Source organism: Enterobacter sp. P82 (assembly GCF_037053385.1).
Taxonomy (GTDB): domain Bacteria; phylum Pseudomonadota; class Gammaproteobacteria; order Enterobacterales; family Enterobacteriaceae; genus Enterobacter.
This window is the reverse complement of the sequence record NZ_JBALHX010000001.1, coordinates 1,681,852-1,704,402: the sequence shown is the minus strand read 5'-3', so window position 1 is coordinate 1,704,402 and position 22,551 is coordinate 1,681,852. Positions and strand designations below refer to the sequence as shown.

19 protein-coding genes are annotated in these 22,551 nt (G+C 53.4%); 10 read left to right on the top strand and 9 right to left on the bottom strand.

Annotation, left to right across the window (positions count from 1 at the left end; all coding sequences use genetic code 11):
- Positions 1 to 9 precede the first annotated feature (9 nt).
- From ycfP to WB237_RS08070, 3 genes are all read left to right on the top strand, one after another.
- The gene (gene ycfP / locus WB237_RS08080) at positions 10 to 552 is read left to right on the top strand and encodes an alpha/beta hydrolase YcfP (RefSeq protein ID WP_028019035.1); all 543 of its coding nucleotides are present in this window, start codon (positions 10 to 12) and stop codon (positions 550 to 552) included.
- A gap of 238 nt (positions 553 to 790) precedes the next feature.
- Complete coding sequence (locus WB237_RS08075) at positions 791 to 2,095, top strand: NAD(P)/FAD-dependent oxidoreductase (RefSeq protein ID WP_028019034.1); 1,305 nt, start codon at positions 791 to 793, stop codon at positions 2,093 to 2,095.
- A gap of 193 nt (positions 2,096 to 2,288) precedes the next feature.
- Positions 2,289 to 2,828, top strand: a complete 540-nt coding sequence (locus WB237_RS08070; RefSeq protein ID WP_008500779.1) for a glycine zipper 2TM domain-containing protein — start codon at positions 2,289 to 2,291, stop codon at positions 2,826 to 2,828.
- Positions 2,829 to 2,888: 60 nt separating this feature from the next.
- On the opposite strand, the gene WB237_RS08065 is transcribed toward WB237_RS08070, so the two are convergent.
- Positions 2,889 to 3,524 carry a TetR/AcrR family transcriptional regulator gene (locus tag WB237_RS08065; protein WP_028019033.1) on the bottom strand — a complete coding sequence of 212 codons (636 nt, stop codon included), beginning with the start codon at positions 3,522 to 3,524 and terminating at the stop codon, positions 2,889 to 2,891.
- 244 nt (positions 3,525 to 3,768) lie between these two features.
- On the opposite strand from WB237_RS08065, the gene bhsA reads away from it, so the two are divergent.
- The gene (gene bhsA, locus WB237_RS08060; RefSeq protein WP_008500777.1) at positions 3,769 to 4,026 is read left to right on the top strand and encodes a multiple stress resistance protein BhsA; all 258 of its coding nucleotides are present in this window, start codon (positions 3,769 to 3,771) and stop codon (positions 4,024 to 4,026) included.
- Between the two features lie 77 nt (positions 4,027 to 4,103).
- On the opposite strand, the gene ldtC is transcribed toward bhsA, so the two are convergent.
- The 3 genes from ldtC to WB237_RS08045 all read right to left on the bottom strand — a co-directional run bounded on the left by ldtC (position 4,104) and on the right by WB237_RS08045 (position 9,879).
- Positions 4,104 to 5,069: a L,D-transpeptidase LdtC gene (gene ldtC / locus WB237_RS08055; RefSeq protein ID WP_336212137.1), complete on the bottom strand. Its 966-nt coding sequence runs from the start codon at positions 5,067 to 5,069 to the stop codon at positions 4,104 to 4,106.
- 142 nt (positions 5,070 to 5,211) lie between these two features.
- Positions 5,212 to 8,658, bottom strand: a complete 3,447-nt coding sequence (gene mfd, locus WB237_RS08050; RefSeq protein ID WP_336212135.1) for a transcription-repair coupling factor — start codon at positions 8,656 to 8,658, stop codon at positions 5,212 to 5,214.
- A gap of 147 nt (positions 8,659 to 8,805) precedes the next feature.
- A complete protein-coding gene (locus tag WB237_RS08045) occupies positions 8,806 to 9,879 on the bottom strand; it encodes an acyltransferase family protein (protein ID WP_336212133.1) in 1,074 nt (357 codons plus the stop codon).
- A gap of 256 nt (positions 9,880 to 10,135) precedes the next feature.
- On the opposite strand from WB237_RS08045, the gene lolC reads away from it, so the two are divergent.
- The 5 genes from lolC to cobB are packed head-to-tail and all read left to right on the top strand — an operon-like array spanning position 10,136 to position 15,075.
- Positions 10,136 to 11,335, top strand: coding sequence for a lipoprotein-releasing ABC transporter permease subunit LolC (gene lolC, locus WB237_RS08040; RefSeq protein WP_028019029.1), 1,200 nt, complete (start codon positions 10,136 to 10,138; stop codon positions 11,333 to 11,335).
- Positions 11,328 to 12,029: a lipoprotein-releasing ABC transporter ATP-binding protein LolD gene (gene lolD, locus WB237_RS08035; protein WP_028019028.1), complete on the top strand. Its 702-nt coding sequence runs from the start codon at positions 11,328 to 11,330 to the stop codon at positions 12,027 to 12,029. Before lolC ends, lolD begins: the two co-directional genes overlap by 8 nt.
- Positions 12,029 to 13,273: a lipoprotein-releasing ABC transporter permease subunit LolE gene (gene lolE, locus WB237_RS08030; RefSeq protein WP_129996089.1), complete on the top strand. Its 1,245-nt coding sequence runs from the start codon at positions 12,029 to 12,031 to the stop codon at positions 13,271 to 13,273. The genes lolD and lolE overlap by 1 nt, the downstream gene beginning before the upstream one ends.
- 54 nt (positions 13,274 to 13,327) lie before the next feature.
- Complete coding sequence (gene nagK / locus WB237_RS08025; protein ID WP_336212130.1) at positions 13,328 to 14,239, top strand: N-acetylglucosamine kinase; 912 nt, start codon at positions 13,328 to 13,330, stop codon at positions 14,237 to 14,239.
- 14 nt (positions 14,240 to 14,253) lie between these two features.
- The gene (gene cobB, locus WB237_RS08020; protein WP_129996087.1) at positions 14,254 to 15,075 is read left to right on the top strand and encodes a Sir2 family NAD+-dependent deacetylase; all 822 of its coding nucleotides are present in this window, start codon (positions 14,254 to 14,256) and stop codon (positions 15,073 to 15,075) included.
- Between the two features lie 34 nt (positions 15,076 to 15,109).
- On the opposite strand, the gene WB237_RS08015 is transcribed toward cobB, so the two are convergent.
- Positions 15,110 to 17,041: a methyl-accepting chemotaxis protein gene (locus WB237_RS08015; protein WP_336212127.1), complete on the bottom strand. Its 1,932-nt coding sequence runs from the start codon at positions 17,039 to 17,041 to the stop codon at positions 15,110 to 15,112.
- A 237-nt stretch (positions 17,042 to 17,278) separates the two neighbouring features.
- On the opposite strand from WB237_RS08015, the gene WB237_RS08010 reads away from it, so the two are divergent.
- On the top strand, positions 17,279 to 18,508 hold the full coding sequence (locus WB237_RS08010; protein ID WP_336212125.1) for an EAL and HDOD domain-containing protein: 1,230 nt from the start codon (positions 17,279 to 17,281) through the stop codon (positions 18,506 to 18,508).
- Positions 18,509 to 18,555: 47 nt separating this feature from the next.
- Here WB237_RS08010 and potD read toward each other — a convergent pair whose 3' ends face one another.
- The 4 genes from potD to potA are packed head-to-tail and all read right to left on the bottom strand — an operon-like array spanning position 18,556 to position 22,364.
- Positions 18,556 to 19,590: a spermidine/putrescine ABC transporter substrate-binding protein PotD gene (potD, locus tag WB237_RS08005; protein WP_028019022.1), complete on the bottom strand. Its 1,035-nt coding sequence runs from the start codon at positions 19,588 to 19,590 to the stop codon at positions 18,556 to 18,558.
- Positions 19,587 to 20,378, bottom strand: coding sequence for a spermidine/putrescine ABC transporter permease PotC (potC, locus tag WB237_RS08000; RefSeq protein WP_014169603.1), 792 nt, complete (start codon positions 20,376 to 20,378; stop codon positions 19,587 to 19,589). Before potC ends, potD begins: the two co-directional genes overlap by 4 nt.
- Entirely contained in the window at positions 20,375 to 21,232 is an 858-nt protein-coding gene (gene potB, locus WB237_RS07995; protein ID WP_049007869.1) for a spermidine/putrescine ABC transporter permease PotB, read from the bottom strand. The genes potC and potB overlap by 4 nt, the downstream gene beginning before the upstream one ends.
- Positions 21,216 to 22,364 carry a spermidine/putrescine ABC transporter ATP-binding protein PotA gene (potA, locus tag WB237_RS07990; protein WP_336213529.1) on the bottom strand — a complete coding sequence of 383 codons (1,149 nt, stop codon included), beginning with the start codon at positions 22,362 to 22,364 and terminating at the stop codon, positions 21,216 to 21,218. Before potA ends, potB begins: the two co-directional genes overlap by 17 nt.
- Positions 22,365 to 22,551: the final 187 nt, after the last annotated feature.

Sequence of the window (22,551 nt, the reverse complement as noted above, 5' to 3'; positions counted from 1 at the left end):
GAGAAGACAATGATCATCTATTTACACGGTTTTGACTCAAACAGCCCTGGTAATCATGAGAAGGTGTTGCAACTGCAGTTTATCGATCCGGATGTTCGGCTGATCAGTTACAGTACGCGCCATCCAAAGCATGATATGCAACATCTTCTCAAAGAGGTGGACAAGATGTTGCAGCTCAACGTCGATGACCGTCCGTTGATTTGCGGAGTGGGGCTGGGCGGTTACTGGGCGGAGCGCATTGGCTTCCTGTGTGACATCCGCCAGGTGGTTTTCAATCCTAACCTTTTCCCGAACGAGAACATGGAAGGCAAAATTGACCGCCCGGAAGAGTACGTCGATATTGCGACCAAGTGCGTCAGCAATTTTCGTGAGAAAAACCGCGACCGCTGTTTGGTGATCCTTTCACGTAAAGATGAGGCGCTCAACAGCCATCGGGCTGCTGAACTGTTGCATCATTACTATGAGATTGTCTGGGACGAAGAACAGACGCACAAATTCAAAAACATCTCACCGCACCTGCAGCGTATCAAAGCGTTTAAAACGCTGGGTTAACCACTTATCCGCAGGCGCCAAAGCCCGGCCGCGAAAGCGTACCGGGCTTTCTTTTTGACCAGAATTGTCTACTTTTAAGCCATCAAAACTTGATGCATATCAATTTTGGTATGACCAATGCGCCTGACGTGGTATTCTCAATGCACCTGAATGGTTTCAGTGCTGTAACCTGTTGTTAATTAAGGGTTATTTTTATAACTTTTAATTAACAATTGGTTAATAATTTGAGGGGGTCACGTTGACTACGCCATTGAAAAAGATAGTGATTGTAGGCGGTGGTGCTGGCGGGCTGGAGCTGGCTACACAGCTGGGCAAGAAGCTGGGTCGCGGTAAAAAAGCCAAAATTACGCTGGTAGATCGTAACCACAGCCACCTGTGGAAACCGTTGTTGCACGAAGTGGCAACCGGTTCTCTGGATGAAGGTGTGGATGCGCTGAGCTATCTGGCGCACGCGCGCAACCATCATTTCCAGTTCCAGCTGGGCTCGGTGGTGGATATCAACCGTGAAAGCAAAACCATTACCCTGGCAGAGCTGCGCGATGAGAAAGGGGAGCTGCTGGTTCCTGAGCGTAAACTGGCGTATGACACGCTGGTCATGGCGCTGGGTAGTACCTCCAACGACTTCAACACGCCGGGCGTGAAAGAGCACTGTATTTTCCTCGATAACCCGCACCAGGCGCGTCGTTTCCATCAGGAAATGCTGAACCTGTTCCTGAAGTACACCAGCAATTTGGGTGCGAACGGTAAGGTTAATATCGCCATTGTCGGCGGTGGCGCGACGGGTGTTGAGCTGTCTGCGGAGCTGCACAACGCGGTGAAACAGCTGCACAGCTACGGTTACAAAGGGTTAACCAACGAAGCGCTGAACGTCACGCTGGTTGAAGCCGGTGAGCGCATTCTGCCTGCGTTGCCGCCACGTATTTCCGGTGCGGCACACAATGAGCTCACCAAACTGGGCGTGCGGGTGCTGACGCAAACCATGGTGACCAGCGCCGACGAAGGCGGTCTGCACACCAAGGACGGCGAATACATCAAAGCGGATCTGATGGTCTGGGCAGCGGGTATCAAAGCACCTGACTTTATGAAAGATATCGGTGGCCTCGAAACGAACCGCATTAACCAGCTGGTGACTGAGCCGACGCTGCAAACCACACGTGATCCTGAAATCTTTGCTATCGGTGACTGTGCTTCCTGCGCGCGTCCTGAAGGTGGATTCGTGCCGCCGCGCGCCCAGGCTGCTCACCAGATGGCAAGCCTGGTGCTGCACAACATTCTGGCGCAGTACAAAGGCAAGCCATTGAAAGGCTATGTCTATAAAGACCACGGTTCTCTGGTATCGCTGTCAAACTTCTCTACCGTCGGCAGCCTGATGGGTAACCTGATGCGTGGCTCAATGATGGTAGAAGGGCGCATTGCACGCTTCGTGTATATCTCCCTGTACCGTATGCACCAGATTGCGCTGCACGGCTACTTCAAAACCGGGCTGATGATGCTGGTGGGCAGAATCAACCGTGTGATCCGTCCGCGTCTGAAGCTGCACTAATCTTTCACTCCCTCCGGGCTCTCCGGAGGGAGTTTTTAGCATATCATGCTGCTCATCACAGATTGAGCGTTTAAGAGTTCTCCTAAATACACGTTATCTCCTCTCAACGCCCCTTTTTTGATCCTTTATCTGATTGGCGAAGCCTTGCCTCCATTGCAAAATTGTTACCAATAGCAACAAAGGAGGAAGTCCCGTGAATAAATCAATGTTGGCGGGTATAGGGATTGGTGTTGCGGCTGCGTTAGGTGTGGCTGCCGTTGCCAGTCTCAACGTATTAGACCGCGGCCCGCAATATGCACAAGTGGTTTCTGCTACACCGATTAAAGAAACCGTGAAAACCCCTCGTCAGGAGTGCCGCAACGTCTCCGTGACTCACCGTCGTCCTGTACAGGATGAAAACCGCATTGCCGGTTCTGTTCTGGGGGCGGTAGCAGGTGGCGTGATTGGTCATCAGTTTGGCGGCGGTCGGGGTAAAGATGTGGCGACCGTAGTCGGCGCGCTGGGCGGCGGCTATGCCGGTAACCAGGTGCAGGGAGCGATGCAGGATAATGACACCTACACCACGACTCAGCAACGTTGCAAAACCGTCTATGACAAGTCGGAAAAAATGCTGGGTTATGACGTGACGTACAAAATTGGCGATCAGCAGGGCAAAATCCGCATGGATAAAGATCCTGGCACACAAATTCCACTGGATGGAAATGGCCAGCTGGTTCTGAATAACAAAGTGTAAAAAAGATGTTCTCTGAATTTAGCTCCTCATGCGCTCAGGCTGAGGAGCTTTTTTTTTGCTTCAGATTTTGAGTAGTTCAGGCCACAGTCGTAGGGTGGTGTCAGTAATACTCTGCAGTTTTTCCAGCGTGGCGCCTTCACGTGCGCTTATCGACATCCCCTGCAAAATACAGCTCAGATATTGCGCCAGTATCTGAGGATTGCAATGCGCGGGAATTTCACCACGCTGCTGACGCTGTGCCAGAAACGCGCTTAGCGTCTCCTCCTGCATGGCATGACGCGACTTCACCGTTTTAGCGATCTCTTTAGAGGACGCCGCAAGGGTGGCAGAGGTGTTAATCATAAAGCAGCCAGCAGGTGTATCTTTACTGGTGAAGCAGGTGGCGACGGTAGTGAAAAAGTCCCGTAGCGCCTGTTCAACACTTTTCTCTTCACAAAAAAGTTGGGCTTCGTGTTTCGCTGCAAAGCGCGAAATATATCTGTCCAGCACTGCCCTGAACAGCCCCTCTTTATTGGTAAATTCGGCATACAGCGTCGGCGCTTTGGCTCCGGTAGCTTCTACCAGATCAGAAAGCGAAGTTGCTTCATACCCATGTTGCCAGAAGAGAGTCATGGCCTTATCAAGCGCTGCATCCCTGTCAAACACTTTTGGTCGGCCACGGCTTTTCTTCGCACAACTCGTGACATCGGTTGTCATTTGCCGTTGGTCCTCTGTTGGTTTGGTGAATGACCATTATAAAAATAAACGCAACCCACCACCAGTGCAGAATGCTTAAAAATAAATTAATCATATATGTATGAAAAATAACGACTTTAAAAATAACTTAATGTTCGTTATAAAATTATGTTGACGCGTGACGTGGATCACATTTATGATTTACCTATCGATCGTTAAGTAATTAACTGACGACCTCCAAATTCATCTGCTAAAGGAAAACATCATGAAAAACGTAAAAACCCTCATCGCTGCCGCAGTCCTGAGTTCACTTTCATTCGCAAGCTTTGCAGCTGTACAGGTGCAATCCACCCCTGTAGATCAGCATAAAGTTGGCACTATCTCTGCGTCTGCCGGTACTAACCTGGGCTCCCTGGAAGATCAGCTGGCGCAAAAAGCACAAGAGATGGGTGCAAAATCTTACCGCATCACCTCTGTTACCGGTCCTAACACGCTGCACGGCACTGCTGTTATCTACAAATAAGCCCGGCTGAACCCTCATTTATGCCACTGCAATAAAAAACGCCCTGCATGAGCAGGGCGTTTTTCTTATCTGTGCGTTTACATCGCCTGGGAAGCGACGTTGTGATGTCGGGTGACATCGGTTGGCATTCCCGACCGGGCCTCCATTGCGCGCTCCATGACTACGCCATCGGTGCTGGCATTCGTTTTAAAACTTACCATTGCGGCATTCAGGTTAATGGGCAATGTCTGCGGATCATCGCCGATGTTTTTCGATAATGGCTGGTGAATTTCAACCAGTCGCACACCACCCGGCTCCTCCGAGACTTTAATCGGCGTATTGATAATATTCACTTTAGTCCCCGGTGTGATGACGTTGAAAAGCGTCTTGATGTCGTCATCTCGCAGACGAATACAGCCGGAACTAACGCGCATGCCAATCCCAAAGTCTGCATTCGTTCCATGCAACAGATAGACACCACCGTAAGCCGCCAGGCGGATCGCGTGGTGGCCCATCGGGTTGTCTGGCCCCGCAGGAACAACGACCGGAAGGTCGATTCCTTGTGCTTTATAACGAGCACGAATATTAGCCGTTGGTGTCCAGGTTGGGTTAGCGCGCTTATCTGATACGGTGGTAACCATCGTTGGTGTCAGGGTATCACCGCCCAACTGACCAATACCGATAGGGTAGACAGTAACTTCATTCTTACCCGGTGGGTAATAGTAGAGACGTAACTCTGCCAGATTTATCACGATCCCCTCGCGCGGGGCATCCGGCAGGATTGTTTGCAATGGAATGGTCAATACGCTGCCCGCACGCGGTACATAGGGGTCTACGCCGGGGTTCGCCTGCAACAGGGCCAGAAAACCGACATTATATTTTTTAGCAATCGCTTCCAGTGAGCCTCCATTGTTTTCAACTACATGGAAGCGGTTTTCCCCCACGACCTTGCTGCCCGGTGGTGGAAGTGGCCAGGTATTTGCACGAGCAGGAAGCGCAACCGCGACGGAGGCTGCCAGCGCAAACAATGTTATCCAGCGAGTAAAACGCGAAGAGGTCATCATTACCATAATCCATATAAATGATAAGGTTATTGTTTTATAAGGCGTTAATGATAATTATGGCGAATGGGTGTGTCGGGAAGATCGGGTGAAGTGCAAAGTGTTTGTAAATTGTCCCCCCGCTAGCTAGCAGGGGGAGAGCGGGTTAAGCGATCGCGTTCTCTTCCAGTTGACGCATAAAGTGACGCACCCAGTCCATGCGGGTTTTGCGTTCCGTCAGTTCCTGGGTGAATTTCAGGCGTGTTGGGCCATCCAGACGGAAATGCTGCGGCTGTTTTTGTAACAGACCGATCAGCCACATCGGGTTGACGTGGTTCTTCTCGGCAAATTCAATCACGCCACCTTTTTCATTCCCTTCGAGCTTACGAATTCCCAGCTTCTGTGCCTGCTGACGCAGGCGCGCGATATCCAGCAGATTTCTCGCCGCGTCTGGCAGCAGACCAAAGCGATCGATCAGCTCCACCTTAATCTCTTCCAGTTCATTCTCACTCTTCGCACTGGCGATGCGTTTATAGAAGGACAGACGGGTATTTACATCCGGAATGAAATCATCCGGCAGCAGGGAAGGCATACGCAATTCAACCTCGGTCTGCTGGCTGGTGAGATCTTCCAGCGACGGCTCGCGTCCGGCCTTCAGGGCATCGACCGCGTTTTCCAGCAATTCCATATACAGGGAGAAGCCGATGGTCTCCATGGAGCCGCTCTGGTCTTCACCCAGCAGTTCACCGGCACCACGGATTTCCAGATCGTGTGTTGCCAGCGCAAAGCCGGCGCCAAGGTCCTCCAGGGAGGCGATCGCTTCCAGACGTTTTTGGGCATCGGTGGTCATCGCTTTCGGATGCGGCGTTAACAACCAGGCGTAGGCCTGATGGTGTGAACGCCCGACGCGGCCGCGCAGCTGGTGGAGTTGCGCCAGACCAAAGTGATCGGCTCGTTCGATGATGATGGTATTCGCCGTCGGAATATCGATCCCGGTCTCAATGATGGTGGTACACACCAGGACGTTAAAGCGCTGGTGGTGGAAGTCGTTCATCACCCTTTCCAGCTCGCGCTCACGCATCTGCCCGTGACCGATAGCAATGCGTGCTTCCGGTACCAGCTCCGCCAGCCTGTCCGCGGCTTTCTGGATATTTTCCACATCATTGTATAAGTAATAGACCTGACCTCCGCGCAGTACTTCACGCAGAATCGCCTCACGTACCACCAGATTATCGTACTCGCGGACAAAGGTTTTCACCGCCAGACGACGCGCCGGTGGGGTGGCAATAATCGACAGGTCGCGCATGCCGCTCATCGCCATGTTCAGGGTTCGCGGGATTGGCGTTGCGGTCAGAGTGAGGATATCGACATCGGCACGCATCGCTTTGATGCGCTCTTTATGACGTACCCCAAAGCGGTGCTCTTCGTCGACGATCAGCAGCCCAAGATCTTTCCACTTCACATCGCTTTGCAGCAACTTGTGGGTGCCGATCAGAATATCGATTTTGCCTTCACTTGCCTGTTCGAGGATCTGCGTCTGTTCTTTGGTGCTGCGAAAACGCGAGAGCATCTCAATACGTACCGGCCAGTTGGCGAAACGGTCGCGGAAGTTGTCGAAGTGCTGCTGAGCGAGCAGGGTGGTTGGCACCAGCACCGCTACCTGCTTGTTGTTTTCAACCGCAAGGAAGGCGGCGCGCATCGCCACTTCGGTTTTGCCGAAGCCTACGTCGCCACAGACTAAGCGGTCCATTGCCAGTGGCTGACACATGTCGCTCAGCACGGCGTTAATGGCCTGGGCCTGATCTGGCGTGGTTTCAAACGGGAAACTGTCGCAGAACAGTTGATACTGTTCTTTATCATGTTTAAAGGCGAAGCCCTCTTTGGCCGCGCGTTGTGCATAGATATCCAGCAGCTCAGCCGCCACATCTCGCACTTTTTCCGCTGCCTTCTGACGCGCGCGCGCCCAGGCATCGCCACCCAGTTTATGCAATGGCGCATTCTCTTCTGCGCCACCCGCGTAGCGGCTGATCAGATGCAGGGAAGAGACCGGAACATACAGTTTGGCGTCGTTCGCGTAGGTCAGCATCAGGTATTCACCTTTGATACCGCCCGCTTCTAGCGTGGTCATTCCCTGGTAACGCCCGACGCCATGCTCCAGGTGAACAATCGGCTGGCCCGGGTGTAGCTCGGCCAGGTTGCGGATCAGCGTGTCCGGGTTGATGGTACGACGGCTGTCCTGACGGCGACGCGCGACGCGCTCACCCAACAGGTCGCTTTCACAAATCAGCGCAAGGTTATTGAGCGTATCAATAAACCCATGTTCGGCGGCGCCAATCATCAGATAACGACCGTTTCCGGTGGCTTCGCTCAGACGCAGGATACGCTTCGGCGCCACTTTAATACGCCCCAGCAGCTCTCCGAGTGCTTCGCGACGGCCTTCACTCTCAACTGAGAACACCACCGGGCCGGTAAAGGATTCGAGGAACTTACGCAGATTATCCAGCGGTGATTTCTGCTGCGCCTGAACGGCCAGATCTGGCAACGTCTTAAAGGCGAGATTGGTATTGGCGGCTTTAGCGGCAAGCGAATCGGTTTTAAGCTGCATACGCGGCCAACGCTTCAGCTCGGCGTTGAGTTCATCGGTTCGCAGCCAGAGTGCCTCCGGGGGCAAGAGCGGGCGCATCGGATCAACGCCCCGGCTTTCAAAGCGGGCGCGGGTTTCGTTTTCAAAGCGGCTGGCGCTGGCGTCGATATCTCCGGTGTTAACAATCAGCGTATTTGCCGGGAAGTAGCTAAACAGCGGAGGCAGGGGTTCATTGAAGAACAGCGGTTGCCAGTACTCAATACCTGCGGGCAACGTCCCTTTGCTGACCTGCTGATAAATATGTTCGGCATCGCGTTTGACGTCGAATTTATCGCGCCACTGACTGCGGAACAGTTCGATGGCGGTTTTGTCCGTCGGGAACTCGTGCGCGGGCAGTAAATTGATGGATTCCACTTCTTCCAGCGTACGCTGCGTGTCAGCGTCAAACACGCGCAGGCTGTCGATTTCATCATCGAAAAAGTCCAGGCGATACGGTTGGTCACTCCCCATTGGATAGAGATCGAGTAACGCACCGCGGGTGGCGTATTCTCCGTGTTCCATCACCTGATCAACATGGCGATATCCGGCGCTGTCCAGCTGCACGCGCAGGGTGTCGCGGGACAAGCGTTGACCTTTTTTCATCACCAGTGCATGCCCATGAAGATAGCTGTGCGGACAGACGCGCTGCATCAGGGTATTTACCGGTACAATCAGCACGCCACGCTGCATGGTCGGGAGTTGATACAGCGTCGACAGGCGAGAGGAGATGATCTCCTGATGTGGAGAGAAGCTGTCATAGGGCAGCGTTTCCCAGTCGGCCAGGCTGAACACCAGGCTATCGGTGAACTGGCGAATTTCGTCGTGCAGACGCAGGGCGTTTTGCATGTCCGGGGCAACCAGGATTACCGGGCCAGGATGACGCTCAGCGATTTCCGCTACCAGCGTGGCGCACGCCGCGCCCGTGAGTTCACCCAGCTGGCGCTGGTCACCCGCTTTGACAGGCAAGGAATAACGATAGTGTTCAGGCATGGCTATGTCAGAGTCTCTTATGGATATACCAACAGTATTGGGGCATATCACTGATACGCAATGTCTTTATTATCCTCGATCGTTTTGTATAAGCAAACCAGAACCGCACAGGGGGAAAATTCGCCCCGGCAGGGGCGAAGAGAGCCATCAACGGGAGGATGGCGACAGGGTCAGCGTTGACGGAGGGGAGAAGAAAACGTCCCCGAACAGCGTGGTAGAGAGTTTACGCACCCCGAGCCCGGCAAGGGTACAGATAAGCAGGCTGGCAAACGGGTAGATCAAAATTAAACCCAATTCCGCCCAGACCGGCCACAAGGCACGATTCATCTCGCTAATCAGAAACAGGCTAAAGGCCTCGATTAAGATGCGGTGGGTGGTATAAATCGCGATCGTGTTTGAGCCAATCACGTTCAGCAGGTTGTTAGGATGCACGGCATAGCGCTGCTCAAGGTTATAAAAAAGCTTCATGATCAACACAATCGACAACAGAGAGAGCAGTAGCGGGACGTTAGCAAACCACAGCACCACGGAGACGGCGGCGAAAGCGCCGGTTGCCAGCCAGATGCGGCGCAGGTTGACGCTTTTCATCCACGCCATCAGCTCTGCGCCATACCACGCCCCGAGGCTGTAGTAGATCATGTTGCGTACCACGCTATTCATCCCCCACCACGGTAGCGGCAGGAAGTTGATCGCGATGCTTGCCAGCGCCAGCAGCCCCAGTACCGGCAGCTTCCATCGGCTCAGCAGTTTACACAGCGTGAAGTACACCACCAGAGCATACAGATACCAGAGGCTGGTGCTGGCGGTGAGCATCCCCAGCACAAATCCTGAGAGCGAGTCGGCGTAGGCCGCATTCGATGATGTGGCGAGTTCACGCTCGGGCGCCAGCCAGGCATTCAGGTGGGTCAGCGCCTGCCATTGCAGGATGCCCCACAGCGCCAGGACCCAGACAATGCTCCAGATCCGTTTGTCGAGACTGGTTCGCCAGTCCACCTCAGCAATATAACGACGGATCAGATAGCCGGAGATAAAGAAGAAAACCGGCATACGGAACGGAGCGAGATAAAGATTAAAATAGACCCAACATTTGGCGAGAAGACCGGACAGCGGGTGCTGCAGCCCCGTAAGGTGAGGATAAAACGTGATGACCGAATGGTAAATAACCACCAGGCAGATACACAGCCCTTTTATCTGGTTAATCCATAATGCTTTTTGCTTCATTGTTCGCAACTACCTTATTGCCATAAACGAACGAACAATTGTTGTGAAACGACACCTGGATGTAACGGGTAACAGTCTGTATCAGGAGCTTTTTCGGAAAAGGTGGAGGTTACAAGGTGAGTATTCAGACAATAGCACTCTGATTTATCTGAATTTTTCGGAAAAATGATTACCAAAGCTTACTGTTTCAGTCATTTACGCTTAACGGATTCGCTTATATACTCGTGGGTCTGCTATCAGCAAACAGACGGATTTCATGTATCAACCTGTCGCACTCTTCATAGGCTTACGTTACATGCGTGGGCGCGCCGCGGACCGCTTCGGTCGCTTTGTCTCCTGGCTTTCGACTATTGGCATTACGCTTGGCGTGATGGCTCTGGTGACGGTACTGTCCGTCATGAATGGCTTTGAGCGCGAGCTGCAAAACAACATCCTGGGGCTGATGCCGCAGGCCGTTCTCTCATCAACCAACGGTTCGGTTAACCCGCAACAGCTGCCGGAAAGCGCGGCGAAGTTACAGGGTGTCACGCGCGTTGCGCCGTTAACTACAGGCGATGTGGTACTGCAAAGCGCCCGCAGCGTGGCGGTTGGCGTGATGCTCGGGATTGACCCGGCGCAAAACGATCCTCTGACGCCGTATCTGGTTAACGTAAAACAGACCGATCTGGAAGCGGGTAAATACAACGTGATTCTGGGCGAACAGCTTGCCGGGCAGCTTGGCGTCAACCGCGGCGATCAGCTGCGTGTGATGGTGCCGTCTGCCAGCCAGTTCACGCCAATGGGGCGCTTGCCAAGCCAGCGTCTGTTCAACGTGATTGGTACCTTTGCCGCCAACAGCGAAGTCGATGGTTACCAGATGCTGGTTAATATCCAGGACGCTTCGCGCCTGATGCGCTACCCGGCAGGGAATATTACCGGCTGGCGCCTGTGGCTCGACGCACCGTTGAAAGTTGATACCCTCAGCCAGCAAAAACTGCCGGAAGGGACCAAATGGCAGGACTGGCGTGAGCGCAAAGGCGAACTGTTCCAGGCCGTGCGCATGGAAAAAAATATGATGGGGCTGCTGCTGAGCCTGATCGTGGCCGTTGCCGCGTTTAACATCATTACCTCACTGGGACTGATGGTGATGGAAAAGCAGGGCGAGGTCGCTATTCTGCAAACCCAGGGACTCACGCCGCGCCAGATCATGGCGGTCTTTATGGTACAGGGTGCTAGCGCCGGGATTATCGGCGCGCTGCTTGGGGCGGTGCTGGGTGCACTGCTTGCCAGCCAGCTTAACAACTTAATGCCGATCATCGGTGCGTTGCTCGATGGTGCGGCGCTGCCTGTGGCGATTGAGCCGCTACAGGTGATCGGAATTGCGCTGGCCGCGATGGCAATTGCGCTGCTTTCTACGCTTTATCCTTCCTGGCGCGCTGCCGCCACTCAACCCGCTGAGGCTTTACGTTATGAATAAGATCCTGTTGCAATGCGACAACCTGTCCAAACGCTATCAGGAAGGCACTGTGCAGACTGACGTGCTGCACAATGTGAGCTTCAGCGTGGGTGAAGGCGAGATGATGGCGATTGTCGGTAGCTCTGGTTCCGGCAAAAGTACCTTATTACACCTGCTGGGCGGGCTGGATACCCCAACCAGCGGAGACGTGATTTTCTCCGGCAAGCCGATGAGCAAAATGTCCTCAGCGGCGAAGGCCGAGTTACGTAACCGTGAGCTCGGTTTTATCTACCAGTTCCATCACCTGCTGCCGGACTTCACGGCGCTGGAAAACGTGGCGATGCCGCTGCTGATTGGCAAAAAGAAACCGGCAGAAATTAACGCCCGCGCCAGCGATATGCTGAAAGCGGTAGGGCTGGGGCATCGTGGTAATCACCGTCCTTCAGAGTTGTCCGGTGGGGAACGTCAGCGTGTGGCGATTGCCCGCGCGCTGGTGAATAACCCTCGTCTGGTGCTGGCAGATGAACCGACCGGGAACCTGGACGCGCGCAATGCGGACAGTATTTTCCAGCTTCTGGGTGAGCTGAACGCCTCGCAGGGCACCGCATTTCTGGTGGTGACCCACGACCTGCAGCTGGCAAAACGCATGGGACGCCAGCTTGAGATGCGCGACGGTCATCTGAACGCCGAGCTGACCCTGATGGGAGCGGAGTAATGGCTTCACCGTTATCGTTACTCATTGGGCTACGTTTTAGCCGCGGTCGCCGTCGTGGCGGCATGGTATCGCTTATTTCGGTAATTTCTACCGTGGGGATTGCGCTGGGGGTCGCCGTGCTGATTGTGGGGCTGAGCGCCATGAACGGCTTTGAGCGTGAGCTCAACAATCGCATTCTGGCGGTGGTACCGCACGGGGAGATCGAGCCGGTTAACCAACCGTGGAACAACTGGAGCGATGCCCTGACCAAAGTGGAAAAAGTGCCGGGCATTGCCGCCGCCGCTCCCTACATTAACTTTACCGGGCTGGTGGAGAGCGGGGTAAACCTGCGCGCCATTCAGGTAAAAGGGGTGAACCCCGCGCAGGAGGAGCGTCTGAGCGCGCTTCCGAAGTATGTACAGAACGGCGCATGGGCGAACTTTAAGGCCGGTGAACAGCAGATCATCATGGGTAAAGGCGTTGCCGATGCCCTGAAAGTGAAGCAGGGCGACTGGGTGTCAATCATGATCCCGAACGCCAGTGCCGACCACAAACTGCAGCAGCCTAAACGCGTTCGTCTTCATGTCACCGGTATTCTTCAGTTGAGCGGCCAGCTTGACCACAGCTTTGCGATGGTGCCGATGGAAGATGCGCGTCAGTATCTCGATATGGGCGACAGCGTGACGGGCATTGCCATTAAGGTTAACGACGTCTTTAACGCCAACAAACTGGTACGTGACGCAGGCGGTGTGACCAATAACTATGTCTACATCAAAAGCTGGATTGGTACTTACGGGTATATGTACCGTGATATCCAGATGATCCGCGCCATTATGTACCTGGCGATGGTGCTGGTGATTGGTGTGGCGTGCTTTAACATCGTTTCGACGCTGGTGATGGCAGTCAAAGACAAGAGTGGCGATATTGCTGTGCTGCGCACCTTAGGCGCAAAAGACGGTCTTATCCGCGCCATCTTTGTCTGGTACGGTTTGCTGGCGGGGCTGTTTGGCAGCCTGTGCGGCGTGGTGATTGGTGTGGTTGTTTCTCTGCAACTTACGCCGATTATCAACGGGATTGAAAAACTTATTGGCCACCAGTTCCTGTCGGGTGATATCTATTTTATTGACTTCCTGCCGTCTGAACTGCACTGGCTGGACGTTTTTTATGTGCTGGCGACAGCACTTTTACTGAGTCTGCTGGCAAGCTGGTATCCGGCGCGTCGCGCAAGCCGAATTGATCCGGCGAGGGTATTAAGTGGCCAGTAATTACGTCATGGTGTAGCGGTTTTGAGGCCGCTATGTCAGAAAGAGGAATGCATTATGTATTATGGATTTGATATTGGCGGCACCAAGATTGCGCTCGGCGTGTTTGATAAAGATCTCAAACTGCAGTGGGAAACCCGCGTTCCCACACCGCGCGAAAGCTACGACGAATTTTTAACCGCCATTGCCGCGCTGGTGGCTCAGGCGGATGAACGTTTCGGCGTGAAAGGCAGCGTCGGCATTGGTATTCCGGGCATGCCTGAAACAGACGACGGTACGCTTTACGCGGCCAACGTGCCTGCCGCCAGCGGTAAACCGCTGCGCGCCGATCTCTCTGCTCTCCTTGAACGCGACGTGCGTTTAGACAATGATGCCAACTGCTTTGCGCTCTCGGAAGCCTGGGACGAAGAATTTACACAGTATCCCCTGGTGATGGGGCTGATCCTCGGCACCGGCGTTGGTGGTGGGATCATTTTCAACGGTAAGCCCATCACCGGGCGCAGCTACATCACAGGCGAGTTCGGCCATATCCGTCTACCGGTGGATGCGCTGGAGGTGGTAGGACGTGATTTCCCGCTGACCCGCTGCGGCTGTGGTCAGCACGGCTGTATTGAAAACACCCTGTCAGGCCGTGGGTTTGCATGGCTTTACGAACACTTCTATCATCAGAAACTTGAGGCCCCTCAAATCATTACCTTGTGGGAGCAAGGGGATGCACAGGCACGTGAGCACGTCGAACGCTATCTGGATCTGCTGGCGGTGTGTTTGGGCAATATTCTCACCATCGTTGACCCTGATTTGCTGGTGATAGGAGGAGGGCTTTCAAACTTTAGCGCAATAACGGAACAGCTGTCCGGGCGTTTGCCCCGACATTTATTACCGGTTGCCCGCGTGCCACGTATTGAATGTGCGCGACACGGGGATGCAGGAGGCATGCGCGGAGCCGCATTCCTTCATCTCACCGATTAGTTTACGAGGTTTCTATGCTGTCGCGTCGCCAGGGTCGACTCAGCCGTTTTCGCAAAAACAAACGCCGCTTACGTGAGCGCTTGCGCCAGCGGATCTTTTTCAGAGACAGAATGATGCCAGAAGCGATGGATAAACCCAGAGTGGTGGTGCTGACCGGCGCGGGGATCTCCGCCGAGTCAGGAATTCGAACCTTCCGCGCGGCGGACGGGCTGTGGGAAGAGCACCGCGTGGAGGATGTGGCCACGCCGGAAGGCTTTGCCCGCGACCCGGATCTCGTGCAGGCGTTTTACAACGCCCGCCGTCGCCAGCTTCAGCAGCCTGAGATTGCCCCGAATCCGGCGCATCTGGCGCTGGCGAAGCTGGAAGAGGCGTTGGGCGATCGCTTTCTGCTGATTACGCAGAATATCGACAATCTGCATGAGCGGGCCGGTAACCACAACATCATCCATATGCACGGTGAGCTGCTGAAAGTTCGCTGTGCCTGGAGCGGTCAGGTGTTGGACTGGAAAGAGGACGTGCTGCCAGAGGATAAGTGCCACTGCTGTCAGTTCCCCGCGCGGCTGCGTCCGCATGTGGTCTGGTTTGGTGAGATGCCACTGGGGATGGATGAGATCTACAGTGCGCTGGCGATGGCGGATGTGTTTATCGCTATTGGCACGTCAGGCCATGTCTACCCGGCGGCCGGGTTTGTTCACGAGGCGCGGCTGCATGGCGCACATACGGTCGAACTGAACCTGGAGCCAAGCCAGGTGGGAAGTGAGTTTGAAGAGAAACACTACGGCCTGGCAAGTACGGTTGTACCGGAATTTGTCGACAAGCTGCTGAAAGGGCTGTAATCCGAAAAGGCACCCGTTCCCGGGTGCCTTTTTGTTATGAATTAAAGAACGCCAGCGTTTTCTCCAGCGACTTAGCCTGTTCGTCCAGAGAGAGGGCAGCCGCAGAGATTTGCTGAACCAGAGAAGCATTCTGCTGGGTCGTACTGTCCATCTGATTGACGGCGGTGCTCACCTGGCTAATTCCCCGATTCTGCTCGTCCAGGGCCTGAACCATATCGTTGATCACCAGATGGACATGCGATACGGCCTCGATGACCTGTTTCATCATGACCCCCGTCTCATTGACCAGCTCAACACCTTTGCTGACGCGACCGGACGACTCGGCAATCAACTGGGAGATCTCTTTTGCCGCGTTAGCGCTGCGCTGTGCAAGATTGCGGACTTCACCTGCCACTACCGCAAAACCGCGCCCCTGTTCGCCAGCCCGGGCCGCTTCAACGGCAGCATTGAGCGCCAGGATATTGGTCTGGAAAGCAATGCCATCGACGATGCTGTTAATCTCGCCGATCTTACGTGCGCTCTCATCAATCTCTCCAATCACAACGACCACGTCGTTCACCAGTGTTTCCCCGTGACCGGCGAGCGTGGCGGCGCGGTCGGTCAACGTTGTCGCCTTATGCGCATTATCGGCATTGTTCTTCACCGTGACCGAAATCTCTTCCATGCTGGCGGCTGTTTCAACAATCGCTGCCGCCTGTTCTTCGGTACGTGAAGCGAGATCAAGATTACCCGCCGAAATTTCGCTGGTGCCGCCGTGCACGGAATGGCTGGCTTCGCTGATATTGTCGACGATGCGCTTGAGCTGCATCTGCATAGTGTGCAGCGCGTAAAAAATACTGCTGGTATCCCCGGGACGAACCGGGATGGTATTGTTCAGATCCCCTCGGGCAACAGCCAGGGCGATCCCCGCGGCCTCCGACGGTTCGCCTCCAACCGGACGGTCAACTTTACGGGTAAATATCTGCGCCATCACCAGACTGACAGCAACGATGCTTAACACCATCAGAATGATAGCTTTCAGTAAAAATGCCCTTGCTTCGGCCATCACTTCGCTGATCGGTGTGACAATAGCCAGTTTCCACGGTGTCTGACTGTTGCCGATAACAATGTCCTGCCAGGTGATAAACACTTCTTCTTTCAGTAGCGGATCGTCCGCCCGGATGACGTCATTACCGGCAATCTTGCCCGCGTAAGGCTTGCCTGTGGCACGTTTGTCCGGGCTGGAAACCACGTTATTACCCGCGGAGAGGAGCAGGGCGTAACCAGTGCCGTTCCACGGTTTAATCGCCCCGATCATCGACTGCAGCGTGGCAAGCGAGAAGTCAGAGGTGACTGATCCCAGGAACTGACCATCACGCATGATGGGCGCGGCAATCGAGGTAAGCATCACGTTCACGCCGTTGTAGGGATAAATATAAGGTTCGATGATCACATCTTTATGCCGTTGCTTCGGCAGCAAATAATAATCGCCGCTGCCCGGCGATTCGAAATCCGTCAGCAAGTGCAATGCGGGTTTGCCGGTGGCGTCGCGGTCGACGTAGCGGGCGTAACGCCCGGAAGGGTCTTCACCGCTCTGCCCGGCAAAAGTGGCGTCTTTGTCGTCGAAAGCGTTGGGTTCAAAGGCCATCGACATGGAGAGAAACTGTGGGTGAGCCGAGAGATAATGGGTGAGCAACTGATTGAGGCTCTGACGATCGGTTACGCCCGCATCGTGCAGCGCCAGAGCGCTGTTGCCCATATCCCGGGCGGCTGACAGGGCGGAATCCAGCTGTTTGCTGACCTGCAAAGACTGCACTTCGGCAATTTGCCGGATATGTTTTTTGGCGAGAATGTCTTGCTGTGCCATCCACTGCCACATCATAAACCCGATCGTTGCGGTAAAGCCCACCGTCACGGTGAGGAAAATGGACAATAGCATCAACGTCTTGACTCTCATTTTTTGTCTTCGGACCATGGCGTCTTTCATTCTCATCTCCCGTAATGTTGTGCTTGTCGGGCAGGCACACATTACTTATCGGATATATCGCCTCCTTTCTGTAGAGTACCAGGTATATTTAATTTAAATTTCAGGATTTCAAATCCAGTTAGTTAGTGTGGATGCTTTTATTTTGTGCATTCAATCAAAATAGTACTCGATAATGCTCGTTATCGTCGTGTAGAAAGAGGATGCTAATAAATATAAAGTTGTAGAGGAGGATGGGATATGTACGGATTTATCGCGCGACAACCCATTTTTAATCCTGATATGAATACGGTAGCTTATGAGCTGCTTTTCAGAGATGGGATGACAAACCGTTTTCCGGATGTATCGGCGGAATATGCCACATCCAGAATGATATCCGACCAGTTTTTATGTGTGCCCTCTCAGCGCATCGCCGGGGCGCATGTGTCGTTTATTAATTTTCCTTCCAGGATGGTCATTGACCGCAGTGGAGAGGCGCTAGATAAAGAGAAAGTGGTCATCGAGATCCTGGAAGATGCTGTTCCGGGGGAAGAGTTATTGCTGGCCGTCAGGGAAATGCATGCGCACGGATACCGCTTCGCACTTGATGATTTCACCCTTGCTCCGGAGTGGGATGCTTTTTTACCCTATATTTCAATACTGAAATTCGATGTCAGAAATTATTCCTTAGCGCAAATTAAACAGTATCTGAATGAACGTAAACACCTGACCGGACATATTAAATATCTCGCTGAAAAAATTGAGACTAAAGAGGAATTCAAACTATACCGGGATGAAGGTTTTTCTCTTTTTCAGGGATATTTTTTCTGCCGTCCGGAGGTGATTAAATATAAAAGATTGTCGCAAAATCAGCTGGCTATTTTCCGTCTGCAAATGGAAGTGGGACGCAATAAACCTGATTTTCGGATCATCGAGTCGTTGATAAAAACCGATCTCACCTTGTCGTATAAAATCATGCGCTATATGAAGCACACCGCATTTAAACATGTCGGCGCCTGTAATTTCAGTAAGTTAACCCTGAGTGAAGTGCTCAGATATCTCGGGGAAAACCAGCTCAGGCGGTTTGTTGCCGTCGTGGTCCTGGCGAGTGCGGGGAATGATACCGTCAGCGAGCTTTACCCGTTGAGCATGATGCGCGGAAAGTTCTGTGAACTGATTGCAGAGAAGATGAACGAACCGACGCTGGCTGAAAATGCCTTCATGTGCGGTCTGTTTTCACTGCTTGATACCCTTCTTGAACTGCCGATGGCTGAGCTGATGAAGCAAATCGCGGTGCCACAGAGTGTGAGCAATGCGCTGTGCCATCATGAAGGACAGTTATCGGATATGGTTACGCTTTGCCGTTATTATGAGCAGCAGCGGTGGGACGATGCGACCAGGGTTTGTCAGGCGCTCGGTCTTTCAGATGAGGATGTGGTCGAGGCAATGCGAAGGGCGACACTCTGGGCGGGGGAGAATGCTGTGAGTTAAACGCTTCCTCACGCCGTACAGACGGCGTGAGGAAGTACGCGGTGTGTTTATCTGCCCGCTTTCAATCTCTGGTAGTACTCCTCGTAAAGGCGGCTGGCGTCACCGACATCGTTTTGCCATTCACCTTTGCTTATGGTTTCGGCATCCGGGTAGAGCGACTTATCATTAGCCACTTCAGGCTTCAGCAGCTTGCGTGCGGCCAGGTTGGGTGTCGGATAGCCAATCGTCTCAGCAACCTGTTTAGCCACGTCCGGGCGCAGCAGGAAGTTAATCAGCTTCAGAGCACCATCCACGTTTTTCGCATTGGCAGGAATTGCGAGACTATCCATCCAGAAGATACCGCCTTCTTTCGGCCAGACCACCTCAAGCGGCGTACCGGCCTGGCGGGCGACATACGCTGAGCCGTTCCAGACCATGCCCAGGTTCACTTCACCTTCCATATACGGGTTTGCCGGGTTATCAGAGTTGAAGGCCGCCACGTTAGGCATCAGCTTTTTCAGCTCGGTATACGCCGCTTCAATCTCTTTTGGATCCGTCGTGTTGCCAGAGTAGCCCAGCTTGCGGAGCGCAACCTGGAATACCTCGCGTGCGTCGTCGGTTAACAACAGGCTACCTTTATACTCCGGTTTCCACAGATCGGCCCAGCTAGTCACCGATTTCGGATCGACGGCCTCGCTGTTAACGCCAATCGCAGTTGCTCCCCAGATATATGGAATGGAGTAGTCGTTATTTGGGTCGAACGGCTTGTTGAGCATCTCAGGATCGAGGTTCGAAAAATTGGTTAGCTTCGTTTTATCGATCTTCTGGATCATGCCCTCTTTGCGCATTTTATCGACAAAGTAGGTGGAAGGAACCACCAGATCGTACGCGCCGTCTTTGTAGGTTTTGAGCTTGGCGTACATGGTTTCATTCGATTCGTAGGTCGAGTAGATAACCTTGATGCCCGTCTCTTTGGTGAACTGTTCCAGCAGGCCCGGCGGCACATATTCGGTCCAGTTATAGAAGTAGAGCGTTTTGCTGTCATCAGCGTGTGCCGCACCCATGCCAAGCACCAGCGCCGCAGCGGCGAGCATTTTTTTCATTTCATTGTCCCCTGAGATTTTGTTTTATCACGAGCAATAACCTGGCTGGCGATCACCAGCACCAGCGAGAACACCAACAGAATGGTCGCCAGCGCGTTCACCTCAGGTGAAACGCCGACTTTTACCATCGAATAGATTTTCAACGGCAGAATTTCATAGCTCGGCCCGGTCACAAAGGAGGAGACGACAACGTCATCCATCGACAGGGTAAAGCTGAGCAGCCATCCAGCCGCCACGGCGGGCATCGCCAGCGGCAGGATGATTTTGCGCAGGATGGTCATCTCGCTGGCACCCAGATCTTTCGCCGCCTCCAGCATGCGCACGTCAAAACCTTTCAGGCGCGCAAAGACGGTCACCACCACAAACGGCAGGCAGAAGGTGATATGGGAAAACAGCAGTGACCAGAAGCCAAGCTGCACGCCCAGCAGCATAAACAGCACCAGCAGCGAAATCGCCATGACGATATCGGGTGACATCATCACCACAAACAGCATGCCGCTGACGAACGGTTTGCCGCGAAAGCGATAGCGGTAGAGCGCCACAGCGGTAAGGGAGCCAATCAGCGTCGCGAAGGTGGCGGAGAAAATCGCCATCGTCAGCGAGTGCTGAGCGGCCTGCAGCAGGCTGTCATTGTTCATCAGCAGGCTGTACCAGTTGGTGGTAAACCCCTGCCAGTTAATCCCGAAGCGCGAGCTGTTAAACGAGTTCACGATCAAAATGATAATCGGGATATAAAGGTAAGCGTAAATGGCGGTCATAAAACCGCCGCGAAGCAGTCGACCGATCATTCGAGTTCTACCTTCTTGTTCAGCAGCCTTGAAGCGCGCCAGTAAATCAGCAGCATCAGGCCCATTACCACCGTCAGGGTAATGCTGGTGGCCGAGCCGAACGGCCAGTCACGGATGTTGAGGAACTGGCTTTTAATGACGTTACCAATCAGCAGGTTTTTCGCTCCGCCCATCAGGTCAGAAACGTAAAATAGCCCCATCGCCGGCAGCATCACCAGCAGACTGCCCGCGATAATGCCGGGCATGGTCAGCGGGATGATAATGCGGGTAAAGGTCTGCAGTTTATTGGCACCCAAATCTTTAGCCGCTTCAAGCAGGGGTTTATCCAGCTTTTCAATGCTGGAGTAGAGCGGCATGACCATAAACGGCAGCAGGATATAGACCAGTCCAACGATCACCGCGCCCGGCGTAAACATGATGCGCATTGGCGTATCAATCACCCCCAGCCACAACAGAAACTCGTTGAGATAGCCTTTAGTACTCAGGAAGATTTTCAGCCCGTAGATGCGAATGAGCGAGTTGGTCCAGAAAGGCACTATCAGTAAAAATAGCAGCACCGGGCGGACCTTTTGCGGCAGATGCGCCAGAAACCACGCAAATGGATAACCGAGCACCAGACAGGCAACGGTGGCGAACAGCGCCATATTGAGTGAATGAAGTAGCACGTCAAAATAGAGCGGATCGAGCAGGCGCGCGTAATTTTCCAGCGTAAAGACCAGCGAAACGAAGTTTGTATCGTCACGGGTCAGGAAGCTGGTGGCAATGATCATCAGGTTGGGTAAAAAGACAAATAACACAAGCCAACCGACGATAGTGGCAATCACCACATTCTGGAATTTACTTGTGTTCTTCATCAGCCAGTACAACCTCCCAGCTTTCTACCCAGTTGATAACCATTTTCTGGTCGAGAGAGTGGTCGAAGTCAGGGTCATCCTCATTAAAGAACTCGCTGACCATCACCATTTTGCCGTTCTCCAGTTCGACGACGGATTCCAGCGTCATCCCTTTATAGTTCCGCTCGCGGATATAGCCGATAAGCCCCTCAGCCTCTGTATTACCGTGAATTTCATCGACACGCAGATCTTCCGGCCGCAGCAGAACGTTGAGTTTTTGTCCCTTTTCGACGGGGAAATTCACCGTGATATTGCACTCGCGACCTTCAACACTGGCGCGCACGCGCTGGTCGTCCAGGCGTTCAATCACCGTGGCATTGAAGATATTGATCTCACCAATGAAGCTGGCGACAAACAGATTTTTCGGCTCTTCGTAGATTTCGCGTGGCGTACCGTCCTGTTCGATTTTGCCGTCGCGCATGACCACAATACGGTCCGACATGGTCAGCGCCTCTTCCTGGTCGTGGGTCACGAACACAAAGGTAATGCCAAGCTTGCGCTGCAGGGCTTTAAGCTCGTTCTGCATCTGCTTGCGTAATTTGTAATCCAGCGCTGAAAGAGACTCATCCAGCAGGAGTAGACGCGGTTTATTCACCACGGCGCGGGCGATGGCCACACGCTGCTGCTGACCGCCGGAAAGTTGATGGGGCTTACGCTGTGCGAACTCTTCCAGTTGCACCATACGCAGCGCGTCCGTGACACGCGGAGGGATTTCGTTGGCCGGCGTTTTTTGCATGCGCAAACCAAATGCCACGTTCTCGAACACGGTCATATGCGGAAAAAGCGCATAGCTCTGAAAGACGGTGTTAACGTGACGATCTTCAGCGGGGACCTGGGTAATATCCTGGTTTTCAAGATGGATTGTGCCGCTATCGACATTTTCCAGCCCGGCAATAAGGCGTAGTACGGTTGTCTTGCCGCAGCCAGAGGGGCCAAGCAGCGTGAGGAACTCACCGTCATTGATGGTCAGGTTGAGCTCTGAAATAACCTCTTTACCATCAAAACTCTTACGAATTCGTTCCAGTTGCACCAGCGGTGAACGTGAACGGGATTGTGTATTCAATTTTTGCGCTGTCCCATATAGACGCCTCAGGCAGCAGACTGAAGCGGGGTTTGTGTGTAACCACCTTGGTGACTCGTAATGAGGGCGGACATTCTACGGTAAACCACTGGAATCGCCAATCCTTGTCACTGATTCATAAGCTACATTTACTAGCGTATAACGATATAAACGGAAAATATTCTCGTTTGCGGGATAAAAGTGACCTGACGCAATATTT

What these genes read in the sequence shown, in the direction of transcription:
- WB237_RS08045 (WP_336212133.1), bottom strand. Translation starts at nt 9,879, where the DNA reads ATGAAGCAAAAAGCATTATGGATTAACCAGATAAAAGGGCTGTGTATC.
- ldtC (WP_336212137.1), bottom strand. Translation starts at nt 5,069, where the DNA reads ATGATGACCTCTTCGCGTTTTACTCGCTGGATAACATTGTTTGCGCTG.
- WB237_RS08065 (WP_028019033.1), bottom strand. Translation starts at nt 3,524, where the DNA reads ATGACAACCGATGTCACGAGTTGTGCGAAGAAAAGCCGTGGCCGACCA.
- WB237_RS08015 (WP_336212127.1), bottom strand. Translation starts at nt 17,041, where the DNA reads ATGAAAGACGCCATGGTCCGAAGACAAAAAATGAGAGTCAAGACGTTG.
- ycfP (WP_028019035.1), top strand. Translation starts at nt 10, where the DNA reads ATGATCATCTATTTACACGGTTTTGACTCAAACAGCCCTGGTAATCAT.
- lolD (WP_028019028.1), top strand. Translation starts at nt 11,328, where the DNA reads ATGAATAAGATCCTGTTGCAATGCGACAACCTGTCCAAACGCTATCAG.
- WB237_RS08010 (WP_336212125.1), top strand. Translation starts at nt 17,279, where the DNA reads ATGTACGGATTTATCGCGCGACAACCCATTTTTAATCCTGATATGAAT.
- nagK (WP_336212130.1), top strand. Translation starts at nt 13,328, where the DNA reads ATGTATTATGGATTTGATATTGGCGGCACCAAGATTGCGCTCGGCGTG.
- mfd (WP_336212135.1), bottom strand. Translation starts at nt 8,658, where the DNA reads ATGCCTGAACACTATCGTTATTCCTTGCCTGTCAAAGCGGGTGACCAG.
- potD (WP_028019022.1), bottom strand. Translation starts at nt 19,590, where the DNA reads ATGAAAAAAATGCTCGCCGCTGCGGCGCTGGTGCTTGGCATGGGTGCG.
- potC (WP_014169603.1), bottom strand. Translation starts at nt 20,378, where the DNA reads ATGATCGGTCGACTGCTTCGCGGCGGTTTTATGACCGCCATTTACGCT.
- potB (WP_049007869.1), bottom strand. Translation starts at nt 21,232, where the DNA reads ATGAAGAACACAAGTAAATTCCAGAATGTGGTGATTGCCACTATCGTC.
- cobB (WP_129996087.1), top strand. Translation starts at nt 14,254, where the DNA reads ATGCTGTCGCGTCGCCAGGGTCGACTCAGCCGTTTTCGCAAAAACAAA.
- bhsA (WP_008500777.1), top strand. Translation starts at nt 3,769, where the DNA reads ATGAAAAACGTAAAAACCCTCATCGCTGCCGCAGTCCTGAGTTCACTT.
- lolE (WP_129996089.1), top strand. Translation starts at nt 12,029, where the DNA reads ATGGCTTCACCGTTATCGTTACTCATTGGGCTACGTTTTAGCCGCGGT.
- lolC (WP_028019029.1), top strand. Translation starts at nt 10,136, where the DNA reads ATGTATCAACCTGTCGCACTCTTCATAGGCTTACGTTACATGCGTGGG.